The following is a 26234-nucleotide window of genomic DNA, read 5'->3' on the forward strand; positions in this document are numbered from 1 at the left end:
ATGACATGTTTTGTACTGTTACTTGGTTGTTCGGTGGGTGTCCTCCTCTCGTCAGCCCGCCGGGTGCTGCCGCTTCAGGCGCGTGCGCGGGCGGTTTCCTTACAGGACTCAGGCCTCAGGACACCTTGCGCTTGCGGAGCATCAGGAGTCCGCCTGCCAGAAGCACCAGTGCCAGGGGAACCAGCGCTCCGTCCCAGCCGGTGTTGGCCAGGCGGGTGTGGGCTGAGCCGGTGTTGGCAAGGGCAGGATTGCCGCCAGTCGGAGTGCTCCGCGGTGTGGTGACCGGGGCGATGGCCCCGCTCACTGCGGTGGAGCCTGCCGGTGCAGCGGTGAAGTTGCCGCTTCCTGCAGTACCAGTACCGCTTGTGGAGTCATTGCCGGAAGTCGAGCCGCCGTTGCCGGCAGGGTCGCCTGACCCCGGAGTGCTGGTTCCGGGATCAAGGGTGCCGGTGTCTCCGGTGGTGCCGTCTCCCGGGGTGGTGGTTCCCGGGTCAGTGGTGCCGGGTGTGTTGGTGCCCGGAGTGCTGGTTGCGCTGTCATTACCGAGTCCGATACCCAGGTCAATGCCAAGGTCGACAACGGCATCCAGGCCGCCAGCGTCGGCAGTTCCGGTGTCCACACCGGCTCCAAGGTCGATGCCTGCGTCGACTCCACCCGATGTATCACTGCTGGTGACGCCACCGATGGTGAGGTCGAGAACTGCCTCAACGGTAGTGCCGAGCCCACTGGTATCGCCGGCACTCACGCCGCCGAGTCCCAGGTCTGCGGCTGCGTCGACGGCGAGGTTTGCCGTGGTGGCGTCCGTGGTGGTGGTGCCGGTGCTTCCGAGGCCGAGGTTTACGTCCACTGCGGCGGCCAGGTCGGTGGTGCCGGTTGTTGTGGGGTCGGTGGTGCCGGCGAGTCCCAGGTCTGCGGCTGCGTCGACGGCGAGGTTTGCCGTGGTGGCGTCCGTGGTGGTGGTGCCGGTGCTTCCGAGGCCGAGGTTTACGTCCACTGCGGCGGCCAGGTCGGTGGTGCCGGTTGTTGTGGGGTCGGTGGTGCCGGCGAGTCCCAGGTCTGCGGCTGCGTCGACGGCGAGGTTTGCCGTGGTGGCGTCCGTGGTGGTGGTGCCGGTGCTTCCGAGGCCGAGGTTCACGTCCACTGCGGCGGCGACGCCTGTTGAGCCGGCCGGCGTTGGGTCACCCAGCAGGCCCAACGACGTCGAGTCAGCGGGCGCCGCCGCCGAGATGAGGGCGGAAGCGGAAAGATCCGTCCCGCTGGTGGTGTCCGCTGCGTTTGCGGCAGCGCAGCCGAAGGCCAGAAGACCGCCGGCAAAGAGGGTGCTAAGCAGCCCCCTGCGAAGGGTGCAGTTCATGATGGTTACTCCTGAAGTTGAGGTAGTTCGGGCGCTTATCAGCTGCCCGTAAAGCCACGTGCTGCCCGTTGGGGGCAGACGGCCTCAACTAGTCAGGGGAAGAACCGGGGTCGAACGACACCGGCGCAGGGGCGTGCTCGGAGGCCTCGCCGGCGGGAACAGCGCCAGGCCGCTCAAAACCAAAATAGGCAGGGCTAAGCCATGCTGCGGCACCGGATGAACCGCCGGATGATCCAGCGCTGCCGGTGCCGGATCCCGGTGCGGCAGGAACCTGGGCAGGCAGCGGTGCCGGCTCGACGGGAAGGGGCTGCCCCGACGCGGGGTCAGCCGGGACAGACATGCCAGCCCACGGGGAGGACGTGTTGGCCAGGGCTGCACTGCGTACCGTTGCCAAGGCCACGCTGCCGCCGGCAACCGGCGCCGTGGGCGACGCATCCGGTTCCTGCCCCGGTTCCAGCCCCGTTCCGGCCCCATCCGGAAGGATTTCCAAGGCCACGGGCTGAGCTGCCGCGGGACCAGGGACAACCCCGGAAGGAAGATCTGCCGGCACGGCGTCAACGGCCGGGGCGGGAAGCGGAAGTGGAGCGGTGCCGGTCAGAAGATCGGCAACGGGCTGCAGCGCCGGTTCAAGTACCGGGACGGCCTCGGCTGCAGGGGCTACAACAACCTGCACCACCCCGGCCGTCACTGTGTCGGCGATCTCCCCAACGGGAGCGGAGACAGTGGAAAGGGTTCCCGCCGGAATCACCTGGTCCAGCACGGGAACGGAGTTAATGAGCTTGTCGGCAACGCCGGCGACCTGGGCTACGACAGGCTGCACCAGTCCAGGGCCTGCAGCAGGTCCGGCCGGGGAGGCAGCAGGAGCCAGTGAAACAGTGTCCGCAAGTTCGTAGGCCATGGATGAGGCCGAGCCGGTGACGCTGCCGAGCAGGGAAGGGGAGTCAGGCCCGGCGTCGGCGGATGCTGAAGTTGACGAAAGCGCCAGCCAAGTAACTGCGGCTGCTCCGGCCAGGAGCGCTGGTCGCAGGGCACGCCATGGCGAACTCATGCTAGCCATGCGTACCACCCCCCCAGTGAGCTGTGCAATCAATGCTGGCTAAAGCCTATGACTCCTTGTTGCCGCAAGTCCAGACTTTGCTAAAGGGATTTTACAAAGGGCGGGAACAAGCACTGAAGGTGTCAAGGGCGAAAGCAGGAAGTCATATGCCCCAACCTCACCGCGAAAGCCGCCTTGCCGGCGTCGAGCATCTTTCGCGGCGCCTCTTGCTAATGGCCGTCGTTGGGGTAGGTCACACCGAGCTGGGCACGAACGCCATCGAAAAGCCGCATGGTGTTCAGTGTGTCTTCGAGCGGCATCACCGGACTCTCCGTCACTCCCTGCTGGACACACCGCATTACTTCGCGCAGCTCGTAGGTGTACCCCTTGCCCACAACGTCGAAGGTTTCCCTCCGGCGGTCTTCCCACCCCTTGGTGATGAGGAGTTCGCGGGGGTTGTTGATGGAGCCCACGCTCTGCAGGAAGCCCAGGCTCCCTGCGACGGTCGCCGTGCGCGGACCGTGTGCCAGGAGTGAGGAGGTGAGCTGGACCTGGGCCGCGTGGCCGTAGCCGAGGGTCATGGCGTTCTGCGAATCCACGCCGTCGTCGTTGACGAAGCCCGTGGCGCTCACGGTGTGGGGAAAGCCAAGGGTGCCCAGCGCCCACAGGAGCGGGTAGACGGACAAGTCCAGCAACGCCCCTCCGCCGTCCTTCCGCGCCCACAACCTGGCCGTGGGGGAGTAGGGGGCGGGGAAGCCCAGGTCCGCGGTAATCCAGTGGATGTCGCCAAGTTCACCCGAAGCTGCGATCTGGAACGCGCGCTGCATCGAGGGCAGGAACCGGCTCCACATGGCTTCCATGAGGAAGAGACCTCGGCTGCGGGCAACATCAATGAGCTCGGATGCTTCCCGGGCGTTGATGGTGAACGCCTTCTCGCAGAGCACGTGCTTGCCGGCGTTGAGGGCGGCGAGAACCATCTCGTGGTGCTGCGCGTGCGGCGTGGCGACGTAGACAACGTCCACGGCGTCATCGGCGAGGAGCCGCTGGTAGCCGGGGACACCGCCGTCGTCACCATAGGCTTTTGCGAAGTCATAGGCCACGGCAAAAGCGTCCGCGCTGTCCTGTGCCCGGGAGCTGACCGCGTACAGCTCGGCGTCTTCAAGCAGCGCGAGATCCTGGGACACGGCGCGGGCGATGCTGCCCGTTGCAATAATTCCCCAGCGCAGGGGAGCCCCGGTGGCGGAGCGGGGATCCTGGTCAGGCTGGCTGGAAAGCCATGGCGTGGCGATGGGAGCAGTCATAGCTGCAATCCTGTCACAGCGGCGGGTGAGGACCGGGGACGTGCCCGCGACGGGGACAAGCAATAAAGGGGCCAACGGTGGGGGACGGGATGTCCCCCACCGTTGGCCCCTTGGCTGAGGTCAGGCGGAAGCGGCGACGGCGGTCCGGCCGCGGACCGGTTCCTCCGTCAGCTTGCCCTGCTGGAGGCGGAAGCGGCGGTCCGTCTTGTTCGCCAGGGCCCGGTCGTGGGTGACCACCAGGATGGTGGTGTCGTGGTCGCGGCTCAGCGAGCTGAGGAGTTCGATGATGTGGTCGCCGGTCTGTTCGTCAAGGTTGCCGGTGGGCTCATCGGCGAGGATGAGCTTCGGTTCGTTGGCCAGGGCCCGCGCAATGGCCACCCTTTGCTGTTCGCCGCCGGAAAGCCGGTTGATGCGCCGTTCGTGCTTGGACGGATCCAGCTGGACCTGCTCCAGCAATTCCCTGGCGCGCTCCAGCCGGGCGGCCTTGCGCACCCCGGCAAATTCCATGGGAAGCATGACGTTGTCCACGGCGGACAGGTTGGGGATCAGGTTGAACTGCTGGAACACGAATCCGATGTCCCGGCGGCGGTATTCCGTCAGCTTGCTGTCCGGCAGGCTCGCCAGGCTGACGCCGTCCACGACGACGTCTCCGCTGGTGGGCTTGTCCAGTGCCCCAAGGAGGGACAACAGGGTGCTCTTGCCGCTGCCGCTCTTGCCCACGATCGAGGCCAGGGTGCCCTGGTCCAAGGCGAAGCTGACGTCGTTGACCGGTTTGATGGTGCGGTCACCGGAGTTGAAGGTGCGGACCAGGTTCTTGACTTCTATCATGGCTATTCTCCTCGCAGGACTTCGATGGGACGGATGCGCGCGGTGAGCAGCGCGGGAACCAGGGCGCCGATGATGGCGACACCGAACACAGCAGCGATGCCACCGGCGATCACCCCCGGTGAGGCGCTGGCGGTCACGGAGTTCAACAGCTGGGAAGCGCCGCCGAAGGGTCCGCCCTGGCCGCCCGGGAAGCCCGCGCCACCACCGGCCCCGCCCGGGACGCCGCGGCCCGTGGCCGCGGTGGTTCTGGTGGTGTTGCTGCTGATCAGTGCCGAGGCGATGCCGCCGCTGGCGAACGATGCAATGGCGGCACCGACGGCGCTGCCCAGGGCTGCCAGGACCAGTGCCTCGAGGACGAACTGCAGGCCGATGGTGCGGTTGGGCGCGCCGATCGCCTTCAGCACGCCGATTTCCCTGCGGCGCTCGCGGACCAGCATCACCATGATGAGCAGGATGATGAGCCCTGCGGTGCCCAGGGCGGCGATGAAGGCGATGAAGGAAATGTTCTTGACGCTGTCCAGCGAACTGACCGCGGTCTGCAGGTTCTGGCCCTGGGTGACATCGGCCTTGTCCGTGCCGAGAGCCGTCTGCAGGGCCGTCTTGGTGCTGGCCACGTTGTCCATGGAGTTGACCGTGACGATCATGCTGGACAGTTCACCCGGTGTGCCTGCCAGGGTCTGGGCGGTGGGGAGGGTGACATACACAGCGTTGTTGCCAAAGGTGGTGCCGGCGTCGAACAATCCCGAGACCGTGTAGGTCTGGTCGTTGATGGTGAAGGTGGAGCCAACCGTGAGGTTGTTCTTCCCTGCCAGGGTGGTGCCCAGCAGGGCACTGGTGGATGCTGCCGAGTAGTCGCCGAGCCCGGAGCCCTGCGTGATGTTCAGTGCCTTGCCGGTGGTGTCGACTTCGGCGCCAATGCCGATGGCGGTGATCGGCAGGGACCGGACGGGCTGCTGCGTGGTTCCGGTGGAGCCCGTGCTTCCGTTGGCCTGCTGGTTGCGGTTGCCAAGGGTGCCTGCGTCCACCGCCGCCGTGAGGCTGGTGGTCAGTGTGGCTGCCGCCTGGCCGCCGGGGCCGCCCTGCCCGTTCTGGCCTCCGGGCCCTGCCTGCCCGGTCTGTCCCGTTTGCCCGGCCGCGGCCTGTGCGGCCGCTTCGGTGGCATTGCGCAGCCGCAGGGAGGATGTCCCGACGACGGCACTGACGTTGGGCACGCCGGCGGCCGTGGCTGCCTGGCTGGTGGTGAGCGGCTCACCGCCGCCTTCGAAACCTTGCCCGCCGGCGGGGTTGACGGTCAGGACGGTGCCGACGGACGCATTGAGCTCCTGCACTTTCGCCCCGACCGCCTGGTTGGCTACCAGCATGGCCAGGGCAAGGCCAATGGCGACGGCCAGCACCGCGACAACAGCTGCGGTGCGGACCCTGTTTCTGAAGGCATTGCCTACGCTTCGGGCAAGGACGCTCACGTTACTCCTATGACTCAGGTGCCGGCGCGGAGGGCCGGCTTCGCATCAACCCTCGCTGGGCATCCTGTGCAGCAATCCGGCCCCACCTGTGTCTGGGCTGTGAAGGGCAGGGCCGGGAATCGAGTGCTGGTACTACAGTGGATGCATGGCTGCCAGCCGCAATCCGCTTGACGACCTGCGCGAAACCATCGGCCGTCTGGCCGATCAGCTCAAGCTGCCCGGTTCGGAGCGCGTCGACGACCTGGTGGGCGATCTCATGGCTGCGAGGCCCGGGCCGGCGCGGCCGCTGTCCGAGCTGCAGGCCGAGCTCGACGCCCTGGTCGGACTGGAGACAGTGAAGGAACAGGTGCGGGCGCTCGTCGCACTGCTCCAGGTCCAGGCCCGCCGTAAGGCGCACGGCCTGCCGGAGGTGGCCACATCACAGCATCTGGTATTCCTCGGAAACCCGGGCACGGGCAAGACCACCGTGGCGCGGCTCCTGGCCGAGATGTACCGCGCGGTCGGCCTGCTGCAGAAAGGCCATCTGGTCGAGGTCGACCGTTCGGGCCTGGTGGGGCAGTACGTCGGCACCACCGCCATCAAGACAGACCGGGTGATCCGGCGCGCGCTGGACGGCGTCCTGTTCATTGACGAGGCCTACGCGCTGGCCCCGGACGACGGCCGGATGGATTTCGGCCCCGAGGCGATCGAGGTCCTGCTCAAGCGGATGGAGGACCACCGCCACCGCCTGGTGGTGATTGTGGCCGGGTACCCGCGGCTGATGGAGTCCTTCCTGCTCTCGAACCCCGGACTGCGCTCCCGGTTCGCCCGTGAAATCACGTTCCCCGACTACTCCGTCGACGCACTCCAGACGATCTTCCACCGGATGCTGGCCCAGCACGAGTACAGGCTGGAGCCGGGTGCGGACCAGATGCTGCGCCGCATTTTCACCGGGCTGCACGCGGGCGAGGACTCCGGCAACGCGCGGTTCGCCCGCACATTGTTCGAGCAGGCGCTCAACCGTCAGGCGCTGCGGCTGTCGCTCGACGAGGAACAAAGTCTTGACGCGCTCGATCGTGAGGCCGTCATGACGCTCACCGCGGACGACATCGTCGGGGCCGCACTGGCCTTGGGCGAGGAGCCGGAGCCGGAACCGACGCCGGAACAGAAGCAGCCACGCTGGTGGCGCTGGCTGGTCTGACCGGATCTGCCGGCGCCGCGGCTTCGGGCTGCTCCCCGGACAGCGGACTGCCCTTAAACACGAAACTGCTCCCCGTAAGTCGGAACTGAATCTTCAGTCCAACTTACGGGGAGCAGTTCAGCCGGGGGCCGGGCTTCCGGCCCCCGGGTGTACCGGCTGTTTCTGCCCTGTGCTACTTGGTGATCGGGCCCAGTACGGGATCGTCCTTGTAGGCCGTCTTGACGTTGGCAGAGGTCACGATGACCGGCTCCAGCAGGTATGCCGGAACGGTCTTGACCTTGTTGTTGTAGGACTTGTCATCGTTGATCTCCGGCTTCTTGCCTGCCTGAAGGTCCTTGACCATGGTGATGGCGTGCTCAACGAGCTTGCGGGTGTCCTTGTTGATGGTGGAGTACTGCTCGCCCGCCAGGATGGACTTGACGGACTCAACCTCGGAGTCCTGGCCGGTAATGACCGGAATCGGCTTGCCAGCTGCCTTGACCGAGGTCAGGACGGCGCGGGCCAGGGTGTCGTTGGGGGAGAGCACGCCATCCAGGGTTGCGCTGCCATAGCTGCCCGTGAGCAAGGTGTCGGCACGGCGCTGGGCGTTCTCTGCCTTCCAGCCCTGGGTTACAGCCTGCTCAAAACCTGTCTGGCCGGACAGGACCTTGAGGGTGCCGTCGTCGATCTTCGGCTTCAGGACGCTCATGGCGCCGTCGAAGAACACCTTGGCGTTGGCATCATCAGGGGAACCGGCAAACAGTTCGATGTTGTACGGACCGGACGGCTTCTTGGCCTTCATGCCGTCGAGCAGGGCCTGGCCCTGGAGGACACCGACCTTGAAGTTGTCGTAGGCCACGTAGTAGTCGACGTTCTCGGTGTTCAGCAGCAGGCGGTCGTAGGCGATGATGGTGGCGCCGCTGTCCTTGGCCTGCTTAAGCTGGGTTCCCAGCTGGGAGCCGTCGATGGCGCCCACGATAATGACCTTGGCACCCTTGGTGACCATGGCGCTGATCTGGTTCTGCTGCTCCGAAACGCCGCCGTTGGCGAACTGGACATCGGCCTTGAACCCGGCGCCGTTGAGGCCGTCGTTGAAGAGCTTCTCTGCCAGAACCCAGTTTTCACTGGTCTTCTGGGGCAATGCCACGCCGATGGACGAGTCCTGCGGGAATCCGCCTGCGCTGCCGCTGGAGCCGCCACCGGACTCGGAGCGTCCACAACCCGTCAGCGCCAGTGCTGCGATGGCAGCGACTGCCGCGGCCTTTCCTGCTTTACCAATCATTCGCATTGTTGGTTCTCTCTCTATTTGGTGTTAAAAGGTCAGGTCGCAGAGCTCAGGCTTCCCTGGCGATCGCTTCCTTGGTGGAGGTGGTTTCGTCGGGCTGAAGAGGGTTGCTGGGGCCGCCGCCGGAGGAGCGGTTGAAGTTCCTGGTCAGCATGCCAATGATCGACGTCTTGCCCTGGGACTTGTTGTAAACATCGAATGCGACCGCGATCAGGAGCACCAGGCCCTTGATGATCTGGGTCAGGTCTGCACCGACGCCGAGAAGCTGGAGGCCGTTGTTCAGGACGGCCATGACCAGGCCACCGATGATGGACCCAATCACCGTGCCCACGCCGCCGGTAACGGCCGCGCCGCCGATGAAGACTGCGGCGATGGCATCAAGTTCCCAACCGACGCCGTCGAAGGGACCCGATGCAGTGGAACGGCCAACGAAGATCATGCCGGCCAGGCCGGCCAGGATGGACATGTTCATCATCACCAGGAAGTTGACCTTCTTGGACTGGACGCCGGACAGCTCTGCCGCATGGCGGTTGCCACCCACTGCGTAGACGTGGCGGCCGATGATCGTCCGGGAGGAGATGAAGCCGTAGATCAGGACAAGGACGGCCAGGATGAGGCCGGGGATGGGGAAGGAAGTACCAGGGCGGCCCGTGGCGAACAGGTACGTGGCGTACAGGATGGCGGCGCAGACGAGGACCAGCTTCAGGACCGTAACCCACATTTCGGGAACTTCGGCACCGAGGGCATTGGCCCTGGAGCGGGACCGCAGCTCGCTGACAACCACGAAGACGGCGGCGGCAAGGCCAAGCAGCAGGGTCAGGTTGTTGTAGCCCAAGTTGGGCCCCACCTCGGGGAGGTAGCCGGAGCCAAGGTATTGGAAATCGGCGGGGACCGGGATGGTGTTGGATTTGCCAACGAACTGGTTGAAACCACGGAACAGGAGCATGCCGGCCAGCGTCACGATGAACGCCGGGATTCCGACGTACGCCGTCCACCAGCCTTGCCAGGCGCCGATCACCGCGCCCAGCAGCAGACCCAGCAGGACCCCTGCGTACCAGGGGATGCCCCAGTCACGGATGGCAAGGGCCACGGTGACGCCGACGAAGGCCGCGACAGAGCCGACGGACAGGTCGATGTGTCCTGCAATGATCACCAGCACCATGCCGATGGCCAGGATGAGGATGTAGGAGTTGCCGTTGAAGAGGTTGATGACGTTGCCGGGGGTGAGGGTCCGGCCGCTGGTGGCGATCTGGAAGAAGATGATCAAGGCCACCAGGGCGAAGATCATGCCGAATTGGCGGGTGTTTCCGCCAAACAGCTTTTTGAGGGCGTTCATGGTGTCAGTCCTTGTGTCCGGAAGGTTCTGGAATGGCCAGTGGGTCAGGCGGCTTTTCGGGGCGCGGCGGAGGTCATCAGTTTCATCAGGCTTTCCTGAGTGGCCTCGTCCTTGTTCAGGACGCCCGTGATGGCGCCTTCGAAGATCGTGTAGATGCGGTCAGACAGTCCCAGGAGTTCGGGGAGCTCCGAGGAGATGACGATGACCCCTTTGCCCTGGTTGGCCAGCTGCTGGATGATGCCGTAAATCTCGTACTTGGCCCCGACGTCGATGCCGCGGGTGGGCTCGTCCAGGATCAACAGGTCGGGGTCGGTGAACATCCACTTGGCGAGCACCACCTTCTGCTGGTTGCCGCCGGAAAGCTTGGCCACGCCTTCCTCCACGGACGGCGTCTTGGTGCGCAGCGACTTGCGGTACTGCTCAGCAACCGTGAACTCCTGGTTGGGGTCCACCACGTAGTTGTGGCTGATCTTTCTCAGGTTGGCCGCAACCGTGGTGGTCTTGATGTCGTCGAGCAGGTTCAGGCCCAGGGACTTCCGGTCCTCGGTGACGTAGCCCAGCCCGGCATCGATGGCCTGCCGGACGTTCTTGAGGGTGACCTCGCGGCCGTCCTTGTAGATGTGGCCGCTGATGAACCTGCCGTAGGACCGGCCGAAGACGGAGCGTGCCAGTTCGGTCCGCCCTGCGCCCATGAGGCCGGCAAACCCGACGATTTCGCCCCGGCGGACAAAGAAGCTGGATCCCTTGCAGACGAGGCGGTCCTGGATGGCCGGGTGGCCCACGGTCCAGTCCTTGACCTCGAAAAACACTTCCCCAATCTTGGGCGTGTGCTCCGGGAACCGGGACTCGAGGGTGCGTCCCACCATGCCCTTGATGATCCGGTCCTCGTCAACCCCGTCTGCCTTGACGTCAAGGGTCTCGATGGACTGGCCGTCACGGATGATGGTGATGGAGTCGGCGATCTGCTCGATCTCGTTGAGCTTGTGGGAAATGATGATTGAGGTAATGCCCTTGGCCTTCAGGCCCAGCATCAGGTCCAGCAGGTGCTGTGAGTCCGACTCGTTCAGGGCGGCTGTCGGCTCGTCCAGGATAAGGATCTTCACGGACTTGTTCAGGGCCTTGGCGATCTCCACCAGCTGCTGCTTGCCGACGCCGATTTCCTTGATGGGGGTGTCGGGGTCATCACGCAGGCCCACGCGCGCCAGGAGGTCCAGGGACCGCAGCCGGGCTTCAGCCCAGTCGATCACCCCGCGCTTGGTGGGTTCGTTGCCCAGAAAGATGTTTTCCATGATGGACAGCTCGGGGATCAGCGCGAGTTCCTGGTGGATGATCACGATGCCGGCGTGTTCGCTGGCCCTGATGTCCCGGAAGTGCTGAACCTGCCCCTGGTAGACGATGTCGCCGTCGTAGCTTCCGTACGGGTAAACGCCGGACAGGACCTTCATGAGGGTGGACTTGCCGGCGCCGTTTTCGCCGCAGATGGCGTGGATCTCGCCGGCCTTAACCCGGAGGCTCACGTTCGACAAGGCTTTAACGCCGGGGAATTCCTTGGTGATGGACCGCATCTCGAGAATGATCGGATCCGTATGCGTGGTCTGGGACGTCATGAACCCTAACCCTCCAATGCAATGACTTCTTTGTCCGGCCGGCAAAGCGCAGGGCCGTCTGAACCAAAAGTAAACTGGATCACAGCTGTTGTCGTCAAGTCTTTAACGCAATTGCTGGGTAACGATGTGGTCTACGGCTTGCGGATTCCGGCGTGCTGGAAGACCAGGGCGGCCGCGCCGAGGGCCTCTGCCCGGTCGCCCAGGGAGGACATGGTGAGGGTGGTGGTCTCCCCGATGACCGGCACCGCATGCCGGATCAGCCCCCTCCTGATTGGGTCCAGGAGGATGTCCCCCAGGCCTGCCAGCGGCCCGCCCACCACGATCACCTCGGGGTTTATCAGGTTTGCAACATTGCCCAGTGCCCGGCCCACCGCCAGTCCCGCGTCGTCCACCACACGCAGGGTGGCGGAGTCCCTGTTCAGGGCCTTGCGGACAATATCCGCCGGCGTCAACGGCCGGTCCTCGCCCCGGCTGAGGAGCTCAATCATAGTGGTGGTGGATGCTATGGTTTCGAGGCATCCGCGGTTGCCGCAGCGGCACACCAGGCCCTGTTCGTGGATGGTGGCATGGCCTATTTCGCCGGTGATTCCAACGTTGCCGTAGTAAGGCGAACCGTTGAGGATCAAGCCGGCGCCGATGCCGGAACCGATCTTCAGGAACATCAGGTTGCTGACGCCGGAGTGCTGCCCCCAGGTCACCTCGGACCATGCGCCCAGATTGGCGTCGTTGTCAACGAACACGGGGATTCTCAACGTTTCCTCCAGGTGCTGAAGGATGTTGATGCCCACCCATTCGGGAAGGATGGCCCCTTGGGCTACGGTCCCGGTCCGCCGGTCAATGGGGCCCGGAATACCGACGCCGGCGCCCACCACGGAGGTGCGTTCCACCCCGCTTTCCCGGAGTAGTTTCTCCAGTAGTTCCACCGCTGCATGGATGCCCTCATCCGCCTGGTGGCCCAGCGGGAGCAGCACTGATTCTTCAGCGATGACGTGGTAGCTGAGCGAGGCCAGGACCACCCGCAGGTGCCGCCGGCCGAAGTCGATGCCGACCGCCACGGCGCCGTTGCTGTTCAGTCGCACATTCAGCGCCCGGCGCCCTGAACTGGTTATCGGCTCTGTGGATGCCAGGCCGGAGTCAAGCATGATTTTGACGATGTTCGAGACGGTGGCGGTGGAGAGCCCCGTCTGCCGGGCGAGCTCCGCCTGCGTGGACGGGCCGCCCATGAGTGCCTCAATAATCCGCTGCTGGTTCAGTTGCCGCAGGGCGGACTGGGACCCTGGATTCTTGGGCTTGCTCCTCGTTGAGCGCGTGGTTGCGGACATGCTAAGAAGATTGCCCTATCGCTGCTCTTGTAGTCAAGAAGTTAACGCATGGCCTGTACGGGCATGCGGGAAATCGGCTGTCATGAGTACCCTCCGCGGCTTCTGTGCATTCCGTCCCGGCGCGCGGGCGCCCGGGTCCAAACGACCCACAATCCTCCGCTGGCGGCTGGTTAGGCTGGAACGAGAGATCAGTCGGGCCCAGCCATTTCAGATGGACGGGGATACAGAAGGTGGTAACGATGCTGCTGTCCGTCCTGCAGGCGAACGCCGTGGTCCTGGACGTCGAGGCCAATCTTCGGACCATCGACGACGCCGCCACCCGGGCTGCCCGTGCCGGTGCCCACCTGCTCCTGACGCCGGAGCTTTTCCCCGTGGGCTACGCCCCGCTGCGGGTGCGCGGCGACCTGGACCCGGCAACCCTTCCCGCTATCCGCGAACGGCTGGCTGATATCGCCCGCCGTAACAGGATTGCCCTTGTCTACAGCCTGCCCGCCGAAGCGGCTGGGGACGGTGCGGGCGCTGGGGTCGCCGGCAGCCCCGCGTGGCACATTACAGCGACCCTGGTTGATGCCACGGGCACCGAACTCCTCAGGTATGCCAAGGTGCATCTGTTCGGCAATGAGGAACGCAAGGCGTTCGTGGCAGCCGCGCAACCTCCCGCCGTCGTGGATTTCGAGGGTGTCCGCACCTCCCTGCTGATCTGCTACGACATCGAGTTCCCCGAGGCCGCCCGGGCAGCGGCGGCCCGCGGCGCGGAACTGCTCCTGGTCCCCACTGCCCTGTCGGCCGGTTACGACGCCGTGCCCCGGGTACTCATCCGGGCGCGGGCGCTGGAAAGCCAACTTCATGTTGCCTATGCCAACCACTGTGGGGTCGAGGACGCCTACACTTTCGGCGGCGGAAGCGTGGTGGCGGGACCCGACGGCAGGCTCCTCGCCGAAGCAGCGGACACCCCTGCAGTGCTTTTCGCGGAGATAGGCCCTGATGCGGTGCGCGCAGCCAGGGACGAGGTGCCGTACCTGCGGGAACGCCGGCCGGAGCTTTACCGGGAGTGGGAGGCCGGCCTGGCGCGGGAAGCAGGCCAGCAGGGCGGATGACCGCCTTCAGGCGCCGTTTCCCGCCGCCCCGCCGGTCAGCCCTTCGGTGTACTGCAGCGCAATCCAGAGCTCAGCCCGCACCTGCGCCTGGTTGAGGTCCATCCCCAGCAGGTCGGCAATGACGCCGATCTGCCGCCGCACGCTGTTGCGGTGCAGCCCCAGCAGCTTGGCGGAACCATCCCAGCTGCCGTTTTCGCCAAGCCAGCCACGCAGGACGGCCAGCAGCGGATCGCGCCGGTCCGGTTCGAGCGCCAGGACAGGATGCAGGAGCCGCTCGGCCAGCAAGGTTCCGGCCTCACGGCCCAGCAGGCCCGTGACCGACCAGGACACCTCGTCGGCCCGCAGGCTCTGTCCACTTCGCTGGACCCGGCTGCGCAGGGACGTGGCCCGTTGGTACGCGGCGGGAAGGCTGGTCAGCTCGGTGGGTTCGCCGATCACCAGGCGCCAGCCGAGCCTCTCGACGTCGGCAAGCAGCGCGTCGTCCACCTTGAGCCGGGTCAGCGCGGCGAACCCGTAGTCGGTGATCTCCACCAGCTTGGTGTCGAACATGCGCCGCCACTGCAGCAGTTCCCTGACGGGGCTGTCTCCCGCCGGCCACTCCGGGGCATCCACCTTGACGCCTTGAAGCACGCGGATGGGCGCGGACCGGGTGGAAGACAGGCTCTGCGCCAGCAGGTCCTTGAGCCCGTTGACGTGCTTGCTCCCGCCGGTGGTGAGGCTCTCGGGGTGCAGCAGGACGGCGGTGGCCAGCTGGCTGGGGGCGAGCGAGCCACTGGTTCGCTGCCGGACCAGCAGCTCCAGCAGTCCGACGGCGGACTGGACCACGTTGTTCTGGGCGGGGGTCAGCGGATCGTCCGAGCCCAGGATCAGGGCACCGAGGTTGGCGTCCCTGGTGCTCCGCAGCGGATGGCCCACCACCAGCGCCGAGCCGGGCTGGTCAAAGCCGTCCATTTCCACCCGGGGGCCACGGCCGGACAGCAGCCGTTCCAGCATGGGTTCCAGCAGGGAAAGTTCGACGGCGGTGCTGCCGCCGGCGCTGGTGCCCCGGGCCCGGACCCGGCCGTCCGCTCCCACCATCACGGCCCACACGGGCACGCGCTGGACCAGCGCAGCCAGCAGTTCGTGCTCCGGTTTGGGGGAGAGGACGGCGCGCATGAGCTGCCGGTTGGTCTCTGCCAGCTGCCGGAAGACCCTGGCGTTGTCGGTTTCCAGGAGCTGGGAAAACTGCAGGCCGATCGCCGCGAAGGGAAGCGACTCGGGCACCTCGAACAAGGTGAGGTTGTGCCGCCGGCACGCGTCGAGGACCACCTCCGGGACGGCGTCGAAGTACGGCCTGATCCCGAAGCCCAGGGCCGCCACCTTGGCCTCCACCAGCCGGCGGACATAGGCGTCCACGCTGGCGGGTGATCCCCCGTCACCAAGGAAGGGGAGGCCGGCGGTGAGCAGGAATTCCCCCTCCGGAAGGTAGGGCGTGGGGTCCTCCAGCTCACTGGGCTCAACCCACCGCAGCAGCCGGCCGCCGCTGCCGCCGTCGTGAAGCACTGTCAACAGCGGCGGCAGCTGGTCGAGGAACTGCTGGAGGGTGACGAAGCTCAGCCGTCCTGACGTGGCCGGCTCAGCCGACATCATGTGCATTAAGTCTCATGATGGATCACTATAAGTCATTTTGCACCGCGCTGAGAGTTGGCTCACATGCCAACCTTGGGAAGGGGAAACCGACAACTACTCTGAAGGGACGTCAACGGTGACTGTGCCTGTGACCACCGAACAAACTCTTGTGCCAAGCGGCGTGCGGCCCAGCCTCCGGACACAGCTGCTGCGCCGTAAACCGATCGGCCAGATGGTAAGCGAGGCCGGAACAGGCCAGGACGGCACTGGACTGGTTCGCAGTTTCGGCATCCTCCACCTGACCATGATCAGCGTGGGCGCCACCCTGGGGACCGGCATCCTGGTGATCCTTGGCGAGTCGGTTCCGTTGGCAGGCCCGGCCATCTGGATCTCTTTCGTCATCGCCGGCCTGGCCGCGCTGCTCTCCGCGGTGTCCTACGCCGAAATGGCAGGCCTGGTCCCCGTCGCGGGCTCCAGCTACTCCTACTCCTACGCCACCATGGGCGAGGGAATGGCCTGGATCTGCGGGTGGTGCCTTGTCCTTGAATACGCCGTCTCCGTCGCTGCCGTAGCTGTGGGGGCAGGGCAGTACGTCAACGAGGCGCTGGCAGCGTTCGGCCAGGTGCTGCCCGATGCCATGTCGCAGCCGCCCGGGGACGGCGGACTGGTGAACATCCCAGCGGTGGCCATCGTGGTGCTGGCCATGGTCCTGCTGGTCCGCGGCGCCCGTGAAAGCGCCTGGATCAACACCGCCGTCGTCATCATCAAGATCGGCATCCTGCTGTTCTTCTGCGCTGTTGCCTTTACTGCCTTCAACGCCGGCAACTTCGAACCGCTCCTTCCCATGGGTGCCGCAGGTGTGTCCGCGGCCGCTTCCCGGGTGTTCTTTTCCTACATCGGTTTCGACGCGGCATCCACTGCGGGCGAAGAGGCCAGGAACCCCAAACGCGATCTTCCCCGCGCCATCCTGCTGTCCATGGTGATCGTCACCAGCATCTACGTCCTCGTGGCCGTCGCCGCCATCGGTGCCCGGCCCTGGGGCTGGTTCGACGGCACCGAAGCCGCCCTGGTCCAGATCCTGGAGGAGACCACCAACCAGCCGTGGATCGCCTTGGTCTTTTCGGTCGGCGCTGTCCTTGCGATCGCCAGCATCGTGCTCACGGTCCTGTATGGCCAAACCCGCATCCTGCTCTCGATGTCCCGGGACGGCCTGGTGCCCGAGGTCTTTGGACGCGTCTCCGCCCGGACCGGCACCCCGGCCGCGGGAACCCTGATTGTCGGCACCGCCGTCGCACTCACCGCGGGCCTGGTCCCGCTCGGCGCCCTCGCCGATGCCACCAGCATCGGAACCCTGTTCGCCTTCGCGCTGGTCAATGTCGCCGTCATCTACCTGCGGCGCAACCGGCCGGACCTCAAGCGAAGCTTCCGGGTGCCGCTGTATCCCTTGACTCCCGTGCTGGGCACGCTGATGTGCGCCTACCTGATGGCCAACCTTGGAGCCGATACCTGGGTTGTCTTTGGTGCCTGGATGCTGGTGGGGATCGCCATCTACTTCGGCTATGGACGCCGGAACTCGAAGGTAGCGGCTCTCAGTGAGCTCGACTACCGTGAACTGACCGCCAAGGCCCCACGCCAGGAACCTGTGAAAGCAGAACTATCATGACAACCGCAACCGAACTGCCGGCCTTCGACCCCTCCAGCACCTCAGCGGCTCCCGCAGACGCCGCCGGACGGGGCATCGCCGGAAACGCGGCCCCCATCACCATGCTGAACCCCGACTTTCCGTTCAGCTACGACCACTACCTGGCCCACCCCGATGGCCTGGGTTCCGTCCCGCCGGAGCTTTACGGCACGGAAGTTGCCGTCATCGGCGCCGGCCTCTCCGGCTTGGTGACCGCCTATGAACTGATGAAACTGGGACTGCGGCCCGTGGTCTATGAAGCGGACCAGATCGGCGGGCGGCTCCGCACCGCCGCCTTCCCCGCAGCGCCCGGAGTGGTGGCGGACCTGGGCGGGATGCGCTTCCCGGTATCGGGCAAGGCCTTCTACCATTACGTGGACCTGCTGGGCCTGGAGACCCAGGAGTTCCCAAACCCCCTCGCCGAGGCCACGTCCAGCACCGTGATCGAGCTGGCCGGCAAGAAGCACTATGCGGAGAAGCCGGGCGACCTTCCGCCGTTCTTCCGCGAGGTGGCCGACGCCTGGAAGGCCGCGGTCAATGACGGCGCCAAGTTCGTCGAAATGCAGGACGCCATCCGGGCCCGGGACATGGCCCGCATCAAGGACCTCTGGAACGAACTGCTGCCGCTCATGGACGAGCAGACCTTCTACGGCTTCATCGCAGCCAGCGAGTCCTTCAAGAAGGCAGGCTTCGCCCACCGGGAGGCCTTTGGCCAGGTGGGGTTCGGCACCGGCGGCTGGGACACCGACTTCCCCAACTCCATACTTGAAATCCTTCGCGTGGTCTACACCGACGCGGACGACCAGCACCGGCTGATCCGCGGGGGAGCACAGCGCCTGCCCGAGGCACTCTGGCAGCACGCGCCGTCGGACATGGTGCACTGGCCCGCCGGCACCTCCCTTTCCTCGCTGCACTCCGGATCGCCCCGCGGTGCCGTGGGAAGGATCAGCCGCGACCCGGACGGGAACCTGCGGATCCGTGAACGCTGGGGCCGCGAGGCCAGCTACCCGGCGGTGGTGACCACCTGCCAGTCCTGGCTGCTGTCCACCCGGATCCACACGGAGGAGGCCTTGTTCCCGGCCGAGCTGTGGACCGCGATGGAGCGCTCGCACTACATGCAGTCCTCCAAGACGTTCGTCATGGTGGACCGGCCGTTCTGGAAGGACATCGACCCGGACACCGGCAACGAGGTCCTGTCCATGACGCTGACCGACAGGCTGAACCGCGCCACCTACCTGCTGGACAACGGCCCGGACCAGCCCGCCGTCATCCTGCTCTCCTACACCTGGAACGACGACGCGCTGAAGTGGCTGGCCCTTGACGCCGACGAACGCGTGGAACTGATGCTGCACTCGCTCGAACAGATCTACCCCGGAGTGGACATCGCAGGGCACATCGTGGGCCAGCCCATCACCGTGTCCTGGGAGGCGGACCCCAACTTCATGGGTGCCTTCAAAGCCAACCTCCCCGGCCACTACCGCTACCAGCAGAGGCTGTTCGCCCACTTCAAGCAGGACAAACTGCCGGAGTCCCAGCGCGGCATCTTCCTGGCCGGCGACGACGTCTCCTTCACCGCCGGCTGGGCGGAAGGCGCCGTCACCACGGGGCTGAACGCGGTGTGGGGCGTGGTGAAGCACCTGGGCGGGTCCTCCGCGCCGGGCAACCCCGGCCCGGGCGACCTGCTGGACGAGTTCGGGCCCATCAGCCTGGACTGATGCAGGCCGGACTGGGTCAGGCGTGGAGCTCGCGGTGTTTCGCCGCGAGTTCCACGTAGCGCGCCGCATTGGCGCGGACGCCGTCGAACTCTTCATCCGTGAGTTCGCGGCGCACCTTGGCGGGCACGCCCGCCACCAGCGACCGGGGCGGAACCACCGTTCCTTCAAGCACGACGGCGCCGGCCGCCACCAGCGAGCCGGCGCCGATCACGGCGCCGTTGAGGACGGTGGCGCCCATGCCGATCAGGCAGTCGTCCTCCACCGTGCAGCCATGGACGACGGCGGCGTGCCCCACGCTGACCCGTTCGCCCACCGTGCAGGGGAAGCCGGGGTCGGCGTGCAGCACCACGTTGTCCTGCAGGTTGCTGCCGGCACCCACGGTGATGGCCGCGGTGTCGGCGCGGACGGAGACGCCGTAGAAGGCACTGGAATCCGGTCCCAGGCTGGCGTTGCCGATGATCGAGGCCGACGGGGCTACGAACGCTGAGTCATGGACAGCCGGGGAATTTCCGGCGAAAGGGTACAGAGGAGCCATGGCTTCACCCTAAGCCACCCCTGCACCCAACTGAGTAGCAGTAGATGCCGTTTTGAGGCCCCAAAACGGCATCTACTGCTACCTAGTTGAAGACCGCGTCAGTTGAAGACCACTGTTCGGTTGCCGTCCAGGAGCACGCGGTGCTCGGCGTGCCACTGCACGGCCTGGACCAGCGTGCGCCCCTCCACGTCGCGGCCCATCTGCACGAACTGCTCAGGGGTGCGGGCGTGGTCCACCCGGATGACTTCCTGTTCGATGATGGGCCCCTCATCCAGGGCGGCCGTCACATAGTGAGCCGTGGCACCGATCAGCTTCACGCCGCGGGCATGTGCCTGGTGGTACGGCTTGGCGCCCTTGAAGGAGGGCAGGAACGAGTGGTGGATGTTGATGGCCTTGCCGGTCAGCTCGGTGCAGAGTTCATCGGAGAGGATCTGCATGTAGCGGGCCAGCACGGTCAACTCGATATCGTGCTCCGCGATGATGGCGCGAAGTTTGTCCTCCGCCTGCACCTTGGCGTCCTTGGTCACCGGGATGTAGTGGAAGGGGATGCCGTAGAACTCGGCCAGCCCGGCGAGATCCTGGTGGTTGGACACAATGGCGGGAATCTCAATGGGCAGGGTGCCCGAGCGCTGCTGGAACAGCAGGTCGTTGAGGCAGTGGGCAGAAGTGCTGGCCATCACCAGGGTGCGCACCTTGTCGCCAACAGTATTGAGGTTCCACTGCATGGAGAAGGCCTCCGCCACTGGCTCCAGCGCGGCACGGAGCTCCGACTTGGGGGCTGCCGTGGTCACCTCAACGCGCATGAAGAAGTTCCCGGTTGAAGGGCTGCCGTACTGCTGCGAATCCGTGATGTTGCACCCCGCCACCAGCAGCGCTCCGGCTACCGCGTGGACGATTCCGGGACGGTCCGGGCAGGACAGGGTTACAACGTACGCTTGGTTCAGCTGCTCTTCATTCACGCGTAATAGCCTACCCGCGCCGGGGGCGCCGGTTTTGGTAGGCTGGGATGGTCGCAACTGGCGTTGGGTGGCTAACCACCAGGGAGCGGCAATCACGAAGACCACGGATCGTACGCCTGGGCCGAGGGTCATGTTTTGCCGGAAATGGGGCTGCACCCGGGTCAGCGCAGCAGCGCCATGCCGAGCTTTCACGCCCTGTCATCAACGCGGTGCGAAAGTGCGCCACCCGGTAGCCTGACCTAAGCAGTGCCCATATCCCTAGCCAGGAGTTCTCCGTGACTACTACAGCCACCTCAACCACAGCCGTGAGCAACCAGCCGTTGGCTGAGCTCGATCCCGAAATTGCAGCAGTGCTGGACCAGGAGCTCGGCCGCCAGCGCGGCACCCTGGAAATGATTGCCTCCGAAAACTTTGCGCCCCGCGCCGTGATGGAAGCCCAGGGCTCCGTCCTCACCAACAAGTACGCCGAGGGCTACCCGGGCCGCCGCTACTACGGCGGCTGTGAATACGTCGACATCGCAGAGCAGCTGGCCATCGACAGGGTCAAGGCACTGTTCGGCGCCGAATACGCCAACGTCCAGCCGCACTCCGGCGCGCAGGCCAACGCCGCCGCCCTCTCCGCCATGATCACCCCGGGCGACAAGATCCTGGGCCTTTCCCTGGCCCACGGCGGGCACCTGACCCACGGCATGAAGCTGAACTTCTCCGGCAAGCTGTACCAGGTGGCCGCCTACCAGGTTGAGGAAGACACCTTCCGCATCGACATGGACAAGCTCCGCGAGCAGGCCATCGCCGAAAAGCCGCAGGTCATCATCGCCGGCTGGTCCGCCTACCCGCGCCACTTGGACTTCGCTGCCTTCCGCTCCATCGCCGATGAGGTTGGCGCGCTGCTCTGGACCGACATGGCGCACTTCGCCGGACTGGTTGCCGCCGGACTGCACCCGAGCCCGGTGCCGCACTCCGACGTCGTCACCTCCACCGTGCACAAGACCCTGGCCGGTCCGCGCTCGGGCGTGATCCTCGCCAAGGAGCAGTGGGCCAAGAAGCTGAACTCCAGCGTCTTCCCGGGCCAGCAGGGCGGGCCGCTGATGCACGTCATCGCCGCCAAGGCCGTGGCCTTCAAGATTGCCGGCACGCAGGAATTCAAGGAGCGCCAGGAGCGCGTCCTTGAAGGCGCCCGGATCATCGCCGACCGCCTGAACCAGGCCGACGTGTCAGAGGCCGGCGTCTCCGTCCTCACCGGCGGCACGGACGTCCACTTGGTGCTCGTGGACCTTCGCAACTCGCAGCTGGACGGCCAGCAGGCAGAAGACCTGCTGCACTCGGTGGGCATCACCGTCAACCGCAACGCCGTGCCGTTCGACCCCCGCCCGCCGATGGTCACCTCCGGCCTGCGCATCGGCACCCCGGCCCTGGCCACCCGCGGCTTCGGTGCCGCCGAATTCACCGAGGTGGCCGAGATCATCGCCACCGCCCTCAAGGCAGGCACCAGCACCGACGTCGAGGCCCTGCAGGCCCGCGTGGACAAGCTGGCAGCCGACTTCCCGCTCTACCCGCAGCACGAGCAGTGGTAACCGATGGCTGAAACCACAACCGCGCAGATCCTTGACGGCAAGGCTACCGCCGCCGCCATCAAGGCCGAGCTGACCGAACGCGTGGCCGCACTCAAGGCCAAGGGCGTCACGCCCGGCATCGCCACTGTGCTGGTGGGAGCGGACCCCGCCTCGCAGCTGTACGTGTCCATGAAGCACAAGCAGTCCGAGCAGATCGGGATGAACTCCATCCAGCGTGAGCTTCCGGCCGATGCCACGCAGGAACAGGTGGAGGCCCTCATTGACGAACTCAATGCGGACCCGGCCTGCCACGGCTACATTGTGCAGTTGCCGCTGCCCAAGCACCTGGACACGGACGCCATCCTGGAGCGCATCGATCCCGCCAAGGATGCCGACGGCCTGCACCCCACCAACCTTGGCCGGCTGGTGCTGAACGTCAACAACAAGATCACCACGCCGCTGCCGTGCACCCCCCGCGGGGTCATCGAGCTCCTGGAGCGCAACGGATACAGCCTGGCAGGCAAGCACGTTGTGGTGGTGGGGCGCGGCGTCACGATCGGCCGCTCAATCGGCCTGCTGCTCACGCGGCGCGAGGTGAACGCCACCGTGACCCTGACCCATACCGGGACCAGGAACCTGTCAGAACTGCTGCGGCAGGCGGACGTCATCGTGGGCGCGGCCGGTGTGAAGCACATCGTCAAGGCCGCGGACGTAAAGCCGGGCGCAGCGGTGCTGGATGTCGGCGTTACCCGCGAGACCGATCCGGACACCGGCAAGAGCCGCGTCTACGGCGACATCGATCCCGCCGCCGCCGATGTGGCCGGCTGGATTTCGCCGAACCCCGGGGGCGTCGGTCCCATGACCGTGGCGCTGCTGATGACCAACGTGGTGGAGGCCGCCGAACGCGCGGCAGCCAACGCGCACTAGTCCCCGGCACTAAGCGCACGACGGCGGCACGGTACCTTCCGCAGGGAAGGCGCCGTGCCGCCGTCGTCCGTTTCAACGTAACTGCAAGCACACTTCCACCTGCGCCGCGCCTCCACTAGTCTGCACAGGTGCACAACCACGCCCTTACCCCCTCCGGCACGATGACCGGGGGCCCGCCGTCCGGCACCGTCATCTCCGCCGAAAACCTGACCAAGACCTACGGCGACGTGGCCGCCGTGGACGGCATCTCGTTCACCGTGCAAGCGGGGGAGTCCTTCGGCCTCCTGGGGCCCAACGGGGCGGGCAAATCCACCACCATGAAGATGATCGGCGGCGTGACCCGCCGGTCCGCCGGCCGGCTCACCATCATGGGCCTGGACCCGGACACGCACGGACCCGAGGTACGCGCCCACCTGGGCGTGGTTCCGCAGCAGGACAACCTGGACGAGGAACTCCGCGTCCGCGACAACCTCCTGGTCTACGGCCGCTACTTCGGCCTGCCCATGAGCTACCTCAGGCCCAAGGCCGATGAACTGCTGGAGTTCGCACAGCTGACGGACAAAGCGAGATCCAAGGTGGACGCGCTCTCCGGCGGCATGAAACGCCGCCTGACCATCGCCCGTTCCCTGATCAACGAGCCGCAGATCCTGCTGCTGGACGAGCCCACCACGGGCCTGGATCCCCAGGCCCGGCACATCCTGTGGGACCGCCTGTTCCGGCTCAAGGAGCAGGGCGTCACGCTGATCCTCACCACCCATTACATGGATGAGGCCGAGCAGCTCTGCGACCGGCTGATCGTGGTGGACAAGGGCCGGATCATGGCCGAGGGCTCGCCCGCGCAGCTGATCCGCGGGCATTCCACCCGGGAGGTGGTGGAACTGCGGTTTGGTTCCGAGCGGAACGCCGCAATCGCGTCGCGGCTGGAAGGCATCGGGGAACGGCTTGAGGTGCTGCCGGACCGGGTGCTGATGTACGCGCACGACGGCGAGTCAGCCCTTGAGCAGGTGTCGGCCCGCGGCCTGAGGCCGCTGACATCGCTGGTCCGGCGGTCGTCGCTGGAGGATGTGTTCCTTCGGCTCACCGGCAGGAGCCTCATTGACTGATAGGCAGGCGTCCGGGCGGCAGCCGACCGGAGGGCAGGCAGGGGCCGCGCAGCCGGGCGGCCTGCGCGCGCATGCGCCGGCGGTTTCGGCGGCAAGGGCGCGGCGCTGGGGCTCCTTCTACTATGCCGAGCAGGTGCTCCGGGTGATGAAGGGTTACAGCTGGTCCATCCTGATGTACAGCGTGGGCCAACCGGTGGCGTACCTCTTCGCCATGGGGGTGGGACTGGCCACCCTGGTGGATACCGGCAACGCGACCTTTGGCGGCGTGTCCTACCTCGCCTTTATCGCCCCGGCGCTGCTGGTGTCCGCCGCCGTGATGACGGCAGCCAACGAGTTCACTTTTCCCGTCATGGCAGGGTTCAAATGGCGCCGGGTCTACTACGGCCCGCACGCGTCGCCGCTGACGCCGCAGCAGATCGCCGCCGGGCAGGTCATGGCCGTGACGCTGCGCCTGGTGCTGCAGTCGGCCATCTACTTCGCGGCCGTGGCACTGTTCGGTGCCTCGCCGTCGGGCTGGGGCTGGGCCGGGATACTGGTGGCCACCCTGACAGGGCTGGCCTTCGGGCTGCCGCTGATGGCATATTCCGCATCGATCACCGAAGACAAGGGGCAGTTCGCACTGGTGATGCGGTTCATCGTGATGCCGCTCTTCCTGTTCTCCGGGACGTTCTTCCCGCTGGACAACCTGCCGTTGGCGGTCCGCTGGGTGGGCTGGATTTCGCCCATCTGGCATGGCACCGAACTGGGCCGGGTGCTCAGCTTCGGATACCGCGAACCGGCGATCCTCAGCGTGCTCCATGCGGCCGTCCTGGCGGGGTTGGCAGTCACCGGCTGGGTCCTGACGCGGCGCCGGTTTGCCCTGAGGATGGGCCAGTGAGCACATTTTCCGGTCCCGCCGGCGCCTCCCGGAGCGCCGCGGAGCAAGCCCGCAGCCGCACTTTCGGGCCTCTTTATTCAGGCAATGCCAGGGCAGTCATTGCCCGTGGGCTGATGGCCACACGGAGCACCAACTGGCTGGTGATGCTGTCCGGGTTCTTTGAGCCGGTGCTGTTCCTCCTTTCCATGGGGGTGGGACTGGGCGCCATCGTTGGCAGCGTCCAGGGACCCAACGGAACCACCATCAGCTATGCGGCCTACATCGCACCGGCACTGCTGGCCGTCTCCGCGATGAACGGCGCCGTCTATGACTCCACCTGGAACGTCTTCTTCAAGATGAACTTCGCCAAGCTCTACCAGGGCATGCTGTATACGTCCCTGGGCCCGCTGGACGTGGCGCATGGCGAGATCTTCCTGGCCCTGCTGCGGGGGATGCTCTACGCCACCGGCTTCACTGCGGTCATGGGCATCATGGGACTGATCACCACGCCCTGGGCACTGCTGATGATCCCCGCCTCGGTGCTGATCGCCTTTGGGTTCGCCAGCCTGGGCATGGGCATCACCAGCTTCCTCAAGACCTTCCAGCAGATGGACTGGATCAACTTCATCCTGCTGCCCATGTTCCTGTTCAGCGCCACGTTCTACCCGCTCAGCGTCTACCCACAGCCCATCCAGTGGTTCATCCAGACCATGCCGCTCTGGCACGGGGTGGAACTGCTGCGGCAGATCAGTGTGGGCACTTTTACGGCTGCCACGCCACTGCATGTTGGCTACTACCTGGTGATGACCGCCGTCGGGATGCTGCTGACCACGCTGCGCCTGCGGAGTTTGTTCCTGAAATAGCCTGCCCGGCGAGCTGCCCTGTTCGCCGGGGGTGGAAGGCGGCGGGAGCACAGTCCGCCGTTTGAGACAATGGCTGCATGCGAACATTGGGCAGCTCCTCGTCATCTTCCAAACCCGCCCGGGGCGGTTTTTCCATGTTCCGGATCAGCGGGCCGGGCCTGATGGTCCTGGTGACGGCGTTCATTGTGGCCGTGATCTTCGCCGCAAACCAGAACGACGTGGTGGGCTGGGTTGTCGCCATCATCGCCGCCTTCTGGCTGGCACTGGCTGCGTTTGTGGTCTTCAGCATCCAGCGGGCCGCCAGGAAAGCGGGCGCAAAGCTGTCCGAAGCCCAGAGCGCCTTCAACACCGTCACCGGCCGCGTACCGGCCCGCACCTCCGCCGACCACGGCGGCACCCGGGTGGTCTACGAACGTTCCGAGGCAGACGAGGTGCGCGACCTGAAGCTGGACCATTCCTTCAAGATCGTCCAGGTGCAGGTCCGCGTGGTGGAGGAGGAGCGGGCCAAGGGCGCCGCCGCCAACCAGGACACGATCAACCGCGCCCTTGAAACCATCGAAATCACAGCCACCAACGCCCGGGACATGATCAAGTCCTCCGGCGGCAGCGGGGAGCCGGTGACCGGAACCATCATCGACTAGAGTGG

At 66.0% G+C, this 26234-nt stretch carries 22 protein-coding genes; 10 read left to right on the forward strand and 12 right to left on the reverse strand.

The annotated features are described in order from the left end of the window. Positions 1–115: 115 nt before the first annotated feature. From LDO86_RS05775 to LDO86_RS05795, 5 genes are all read right to left on the reverse strand, one after another. Positions 116–1354 carry a hypothetical protein gene (locus tag LDO86_RS05775; protein ID WP_224084375.1) on the reverse strand — a complete coding sequence of 413 codons (1239 nt, stop codon included), beginning with the start codon at positions 1352–1354 and terminating at the stop codon, positions 116–118. Between the two features lie 88 nt (positions 1355–1442). Beyond that, the gene (locus LDO86_RS05780; protein ID WP_224084376.1) at positions 1443–2411 is read right to left on the reverse strand and encodes a hypothetical protein; all 969 of its coding nucleotides are present in this window, start codon (positions 2409–2411) and stop codon (positions 1443–1445) included. Positions 2412–2620: 209 nt separating this feature from the next. Continuing rightward, complete coding sequence (locus tag LDO86_RS05785) at positions 2621–3691, reverse strand: Gfo/Idh/MocA family oxidoreductase (RefSeq protein WP_018770245.1); 1071 nt, start codon at positions 3689–3691, stop codon at positions 2621–2623. Between the two features lie 120 nt (positions 3692–3811). After that, the gene (locus LDO86_RS05790; protein ID WP_018770244.1) at positions 3812–4519 is read right to left on the reverse strand and encodes an ABC transporter ATP-binding protein; all 708 of its coding nucleotides are present in this window, start codon (positions 4517–4519) and stop codon (positions 3812–3814) included. Positions 4520–4521: 2 nt separating this feature from the next. Beyond that, the gene (locus LDO86_RS05795; protein ID WP_018770243.1) at positions 4522–5982 is read right to left on the reverse strand and encodes an FtsX-like permease family protein; all 1461 of its coding nucleotides are present in this window, start codon (positions 5980–5982) and stop codon (positions 4522–4524) included. Positions 5983–6127: 145 nt separating this feature from the next. Here LDO86_RS05795 and LDO86_RS05800 point away from each other — a divergent pair, with 145 nt between their 5' ends. Further along, positions 6128–7162 (forward strand): AAA family ATPase, encoded by a 1035-nt coding sequence (locus LDO86_RS05800; RefSeq protein WP_018770242.1) that lies wholly within the window; start codon positions 6128–6130, stop codon positions 7160–7162. Between the two features lie 172 nt (positions 7163–7334). Here the strand turns inward: LDO86_RS05800 and LDO86_RS05805 are convergent, their stop codons facing one another. The 4 genes from LDO86_RS05805 to LDO86_RS05820 form a co-directional block, all read right to left on the reverse strand. Then, a complete protein-coding gene (locus LDO86_RS05805) occupies positions 7335–8429 on the reverse strand; it encodes a sugar-binding protein (RefSeq protein ID WP_026265927.1) in 1095 nt (364 codons plus the stop codon). A 46-nt stretch (positions 8430–8475) separates the two neighbouring features. Beyond that, a complete protein-coding gene (mmsB, locus tag LDO86_RS05810; RefSeq protein WP_018770240.1) occupies positions 8476–9762 on the reverse strand; it encodes a multiple monosaccharide ABC transporter permease in 1287 nt (428 codons plus the stop codon). Positions 9763–9806: 44 nt separating this feature from the next. After that, positions 9807–11369: a multiple monosaccharide ABC transporter ATP-binding protein gene (mmsA, locus tag LDO86_RS05815; RefSeq protein ID WP_018770239.1), complete on the reverse strand. Its 1563-nt coding sequence runs from the start codon at positions 11367–11369 to the stop codon at positions 9807–9809. Between the two features lie 131 nt (positions 11370–11500). Continuing rightward, positions 11501–12691: an ROK family transcriptional regulator gene (locus tag LDO86_RS05820; RefSeq protein ID WP_018770238.1), complete on the reverse strand. Its 1191-nt coding sequence runs from the start codon at positions 12689–12691 to the stop codon at positions 11501–11503. Positions 12692–12930: 239 nt separating this feature from the next. Between LDO86_RS05820 and LDO86_RS05825 the strand changes: the two genes are divergently transcribed. Continuing rightward, positions 12931–13788, forward strand: coding sequence for a nitrilase-related carbon-nitrogen hydrolase (locus LDO86_RS05825; RefSeq protein WP_018770237.1), 858 nt, complete (start codon positions 12931–12933; stop codon positions 13786–13788). A gap of 6 nt (positions 13789–13794) precedes the next feature. On the opposite strand, the gene LDO86_RS05830 is transcribed toward LDO86_RS05825, so the two are convergent. Then, positions 13795–15414, reverse strand: a complete 1620-nt coding sequence (locus tag LDO86_RS05830; protein WP_026265926.1) for a PucR family transcriptional regulator — start codon at positions 15412–15414, stop codon at positions 13795–13797. A 130-nt stretch (positions 15415–15544) separates the two neighbouring features. Between LDO86_RS05830 and LDO86_RS05835 the strand changes: the two genes are divergently transcribed. Further along, positions 15545–17059 carry an amino acid permease gene (locus tag LDO86_RS05835; RefSeq protein WP_043425085.1) on the forward strand — a complete coding sequence of 505 codons (1515 nt, stop codon included), beginning with the start codon at positions 15545–15547 and terminating at the stop codon, positions 17057–17059. After that, entirely contained in the window at positions 17056–18792 is a 1737-nt protein-coding gene (locus LDO86_RS05840) for an NAD(P)/FAD-dependent oxidoreductase (RefSeq protein ID WP_018770234.1), read from the forward strand. The genes LDO86_RS05835 and LDO86_RS05840 overlap by 4 nt, the downstream gene beginning before the upstream one ends. 16 nt (positions 18793–18808) lie before the next feature. On the opposite strand, the gene LDO86_RS05845 is transcribed toward LDO86_RS05840, so the two are convergent. Together LDO86_RS05845 and purU are read right to left on the reverse strand one after the other, a co-directional pair. Continuing rightward, positions 18809–19327 (reverse strand): gamma carbonic anhydrase family protein, encoded by a 519-nt coding sequence (locus tag LDO86_RS05845; RefSeq protein ID WP_018770233.1) that lies wholly within the window; start codon positions 19325–19327, stop codon positions 18809–18811. 98 nt (positions 19328–19425) lie between these two features. After that, positions 19426–20286, reverse strand: coding sequence for a formyltetrahydrofolate deformylase (gene purU / locus LDO86_RS05850; RefSeq protein ID WP_018770232.1), 861 nt, complete (start codon positions 20284–20286; stop codon positions 19426–19428). A 275-nt stretch (positions 20287–20561) separates the two neighbouring features. Here purU and glyA point away from each other — a divergent pair, with 275 nt between their 5' ends. The 6 genes from glyA (at position 20562) to LDO86_RS05880 (ending at position 26229) form a co-directional block, all read left to right on the forward strand. Further along, positions 20562–21860, forward strand: a complete 1299-nt coding sequence (gene glyA / locus LDO86_RS05855) for a serine hydroxymethyltransferase (RefSeq protein ID WP_018770231.1) — start codon at positions 20562–20564, stop codon at positions 21858–21860. 3 nt (positions 21861–21863) lie between these two features. Next, positions 21864–22766: a bifunctional methylenetetrahydrofolate dehydrogenase/methenyltetrahydrofolate cyclohydrolase gene (locus tag LDO86_RS05860; RefSeq protein WP_018770230.1), complete on the forward strand. Its 903-nt coding sequence runs from the start codon at positions 21864–21866 to the stop codon at positions 22764–22766. A gap of 161 nt (positions 22767–22927) precedes the next feature. Continuing rightward, complete coding sequence (locus tag LDO86_RS05865) at positions 22928–23869, forward strand: ABC transporter ATP-binding protein (protein ID WP_018770229.1); 942 nt, start codon at positions 22928–22930, stop codon at positions 23867–23869. Positions 23870–23930: 61 nt separating this feature from the next. Then, entirely contained in the window at positions 23931–24746 is an 816-nt protein-coding gene (locus tag LDO86_RS05870) for an ABC transporter permease (protein WP_051081396.1), read from the forward strand. Then, positions 24743–25588, forward strand: a complete 846-nt coding sequence (locus LDO86_RS05875; protein ID WP_224084377.1) for an ABC transporter permease — start codon at positions 24743–24745, stop codon at positions 25586–25588. Before LDO86_RS05870 ends, LDO86_RS05875 begins: the two co-directional genes overlap by 4 nt. A gap of 77 nt (positions 25589–25665) precedes the next feature. Then, positions 25666–26229 carry a hypothetical protein gene (locus LDO86_RS05880; protein WP_026265924.1) on the forward strand — a complete coding sequence of 188 codons (564 nt, stop codon included), beginning with the start codon at positions 25666–25668 and terminating at the stop codon, positions 26227–26229. The last annotated feature ends 5 nt before the right edge of the window (positions 26230–26234 follow it).

The organism is Arthrobacter sp. StoSoilB19 (assembly GCF_019977275.1).
Taxonomy (GTDB): Bacteria; Actinomycetota; Actinomycetes; order Actinomycetales; family Micrococcaceae; genus Arthrobacter.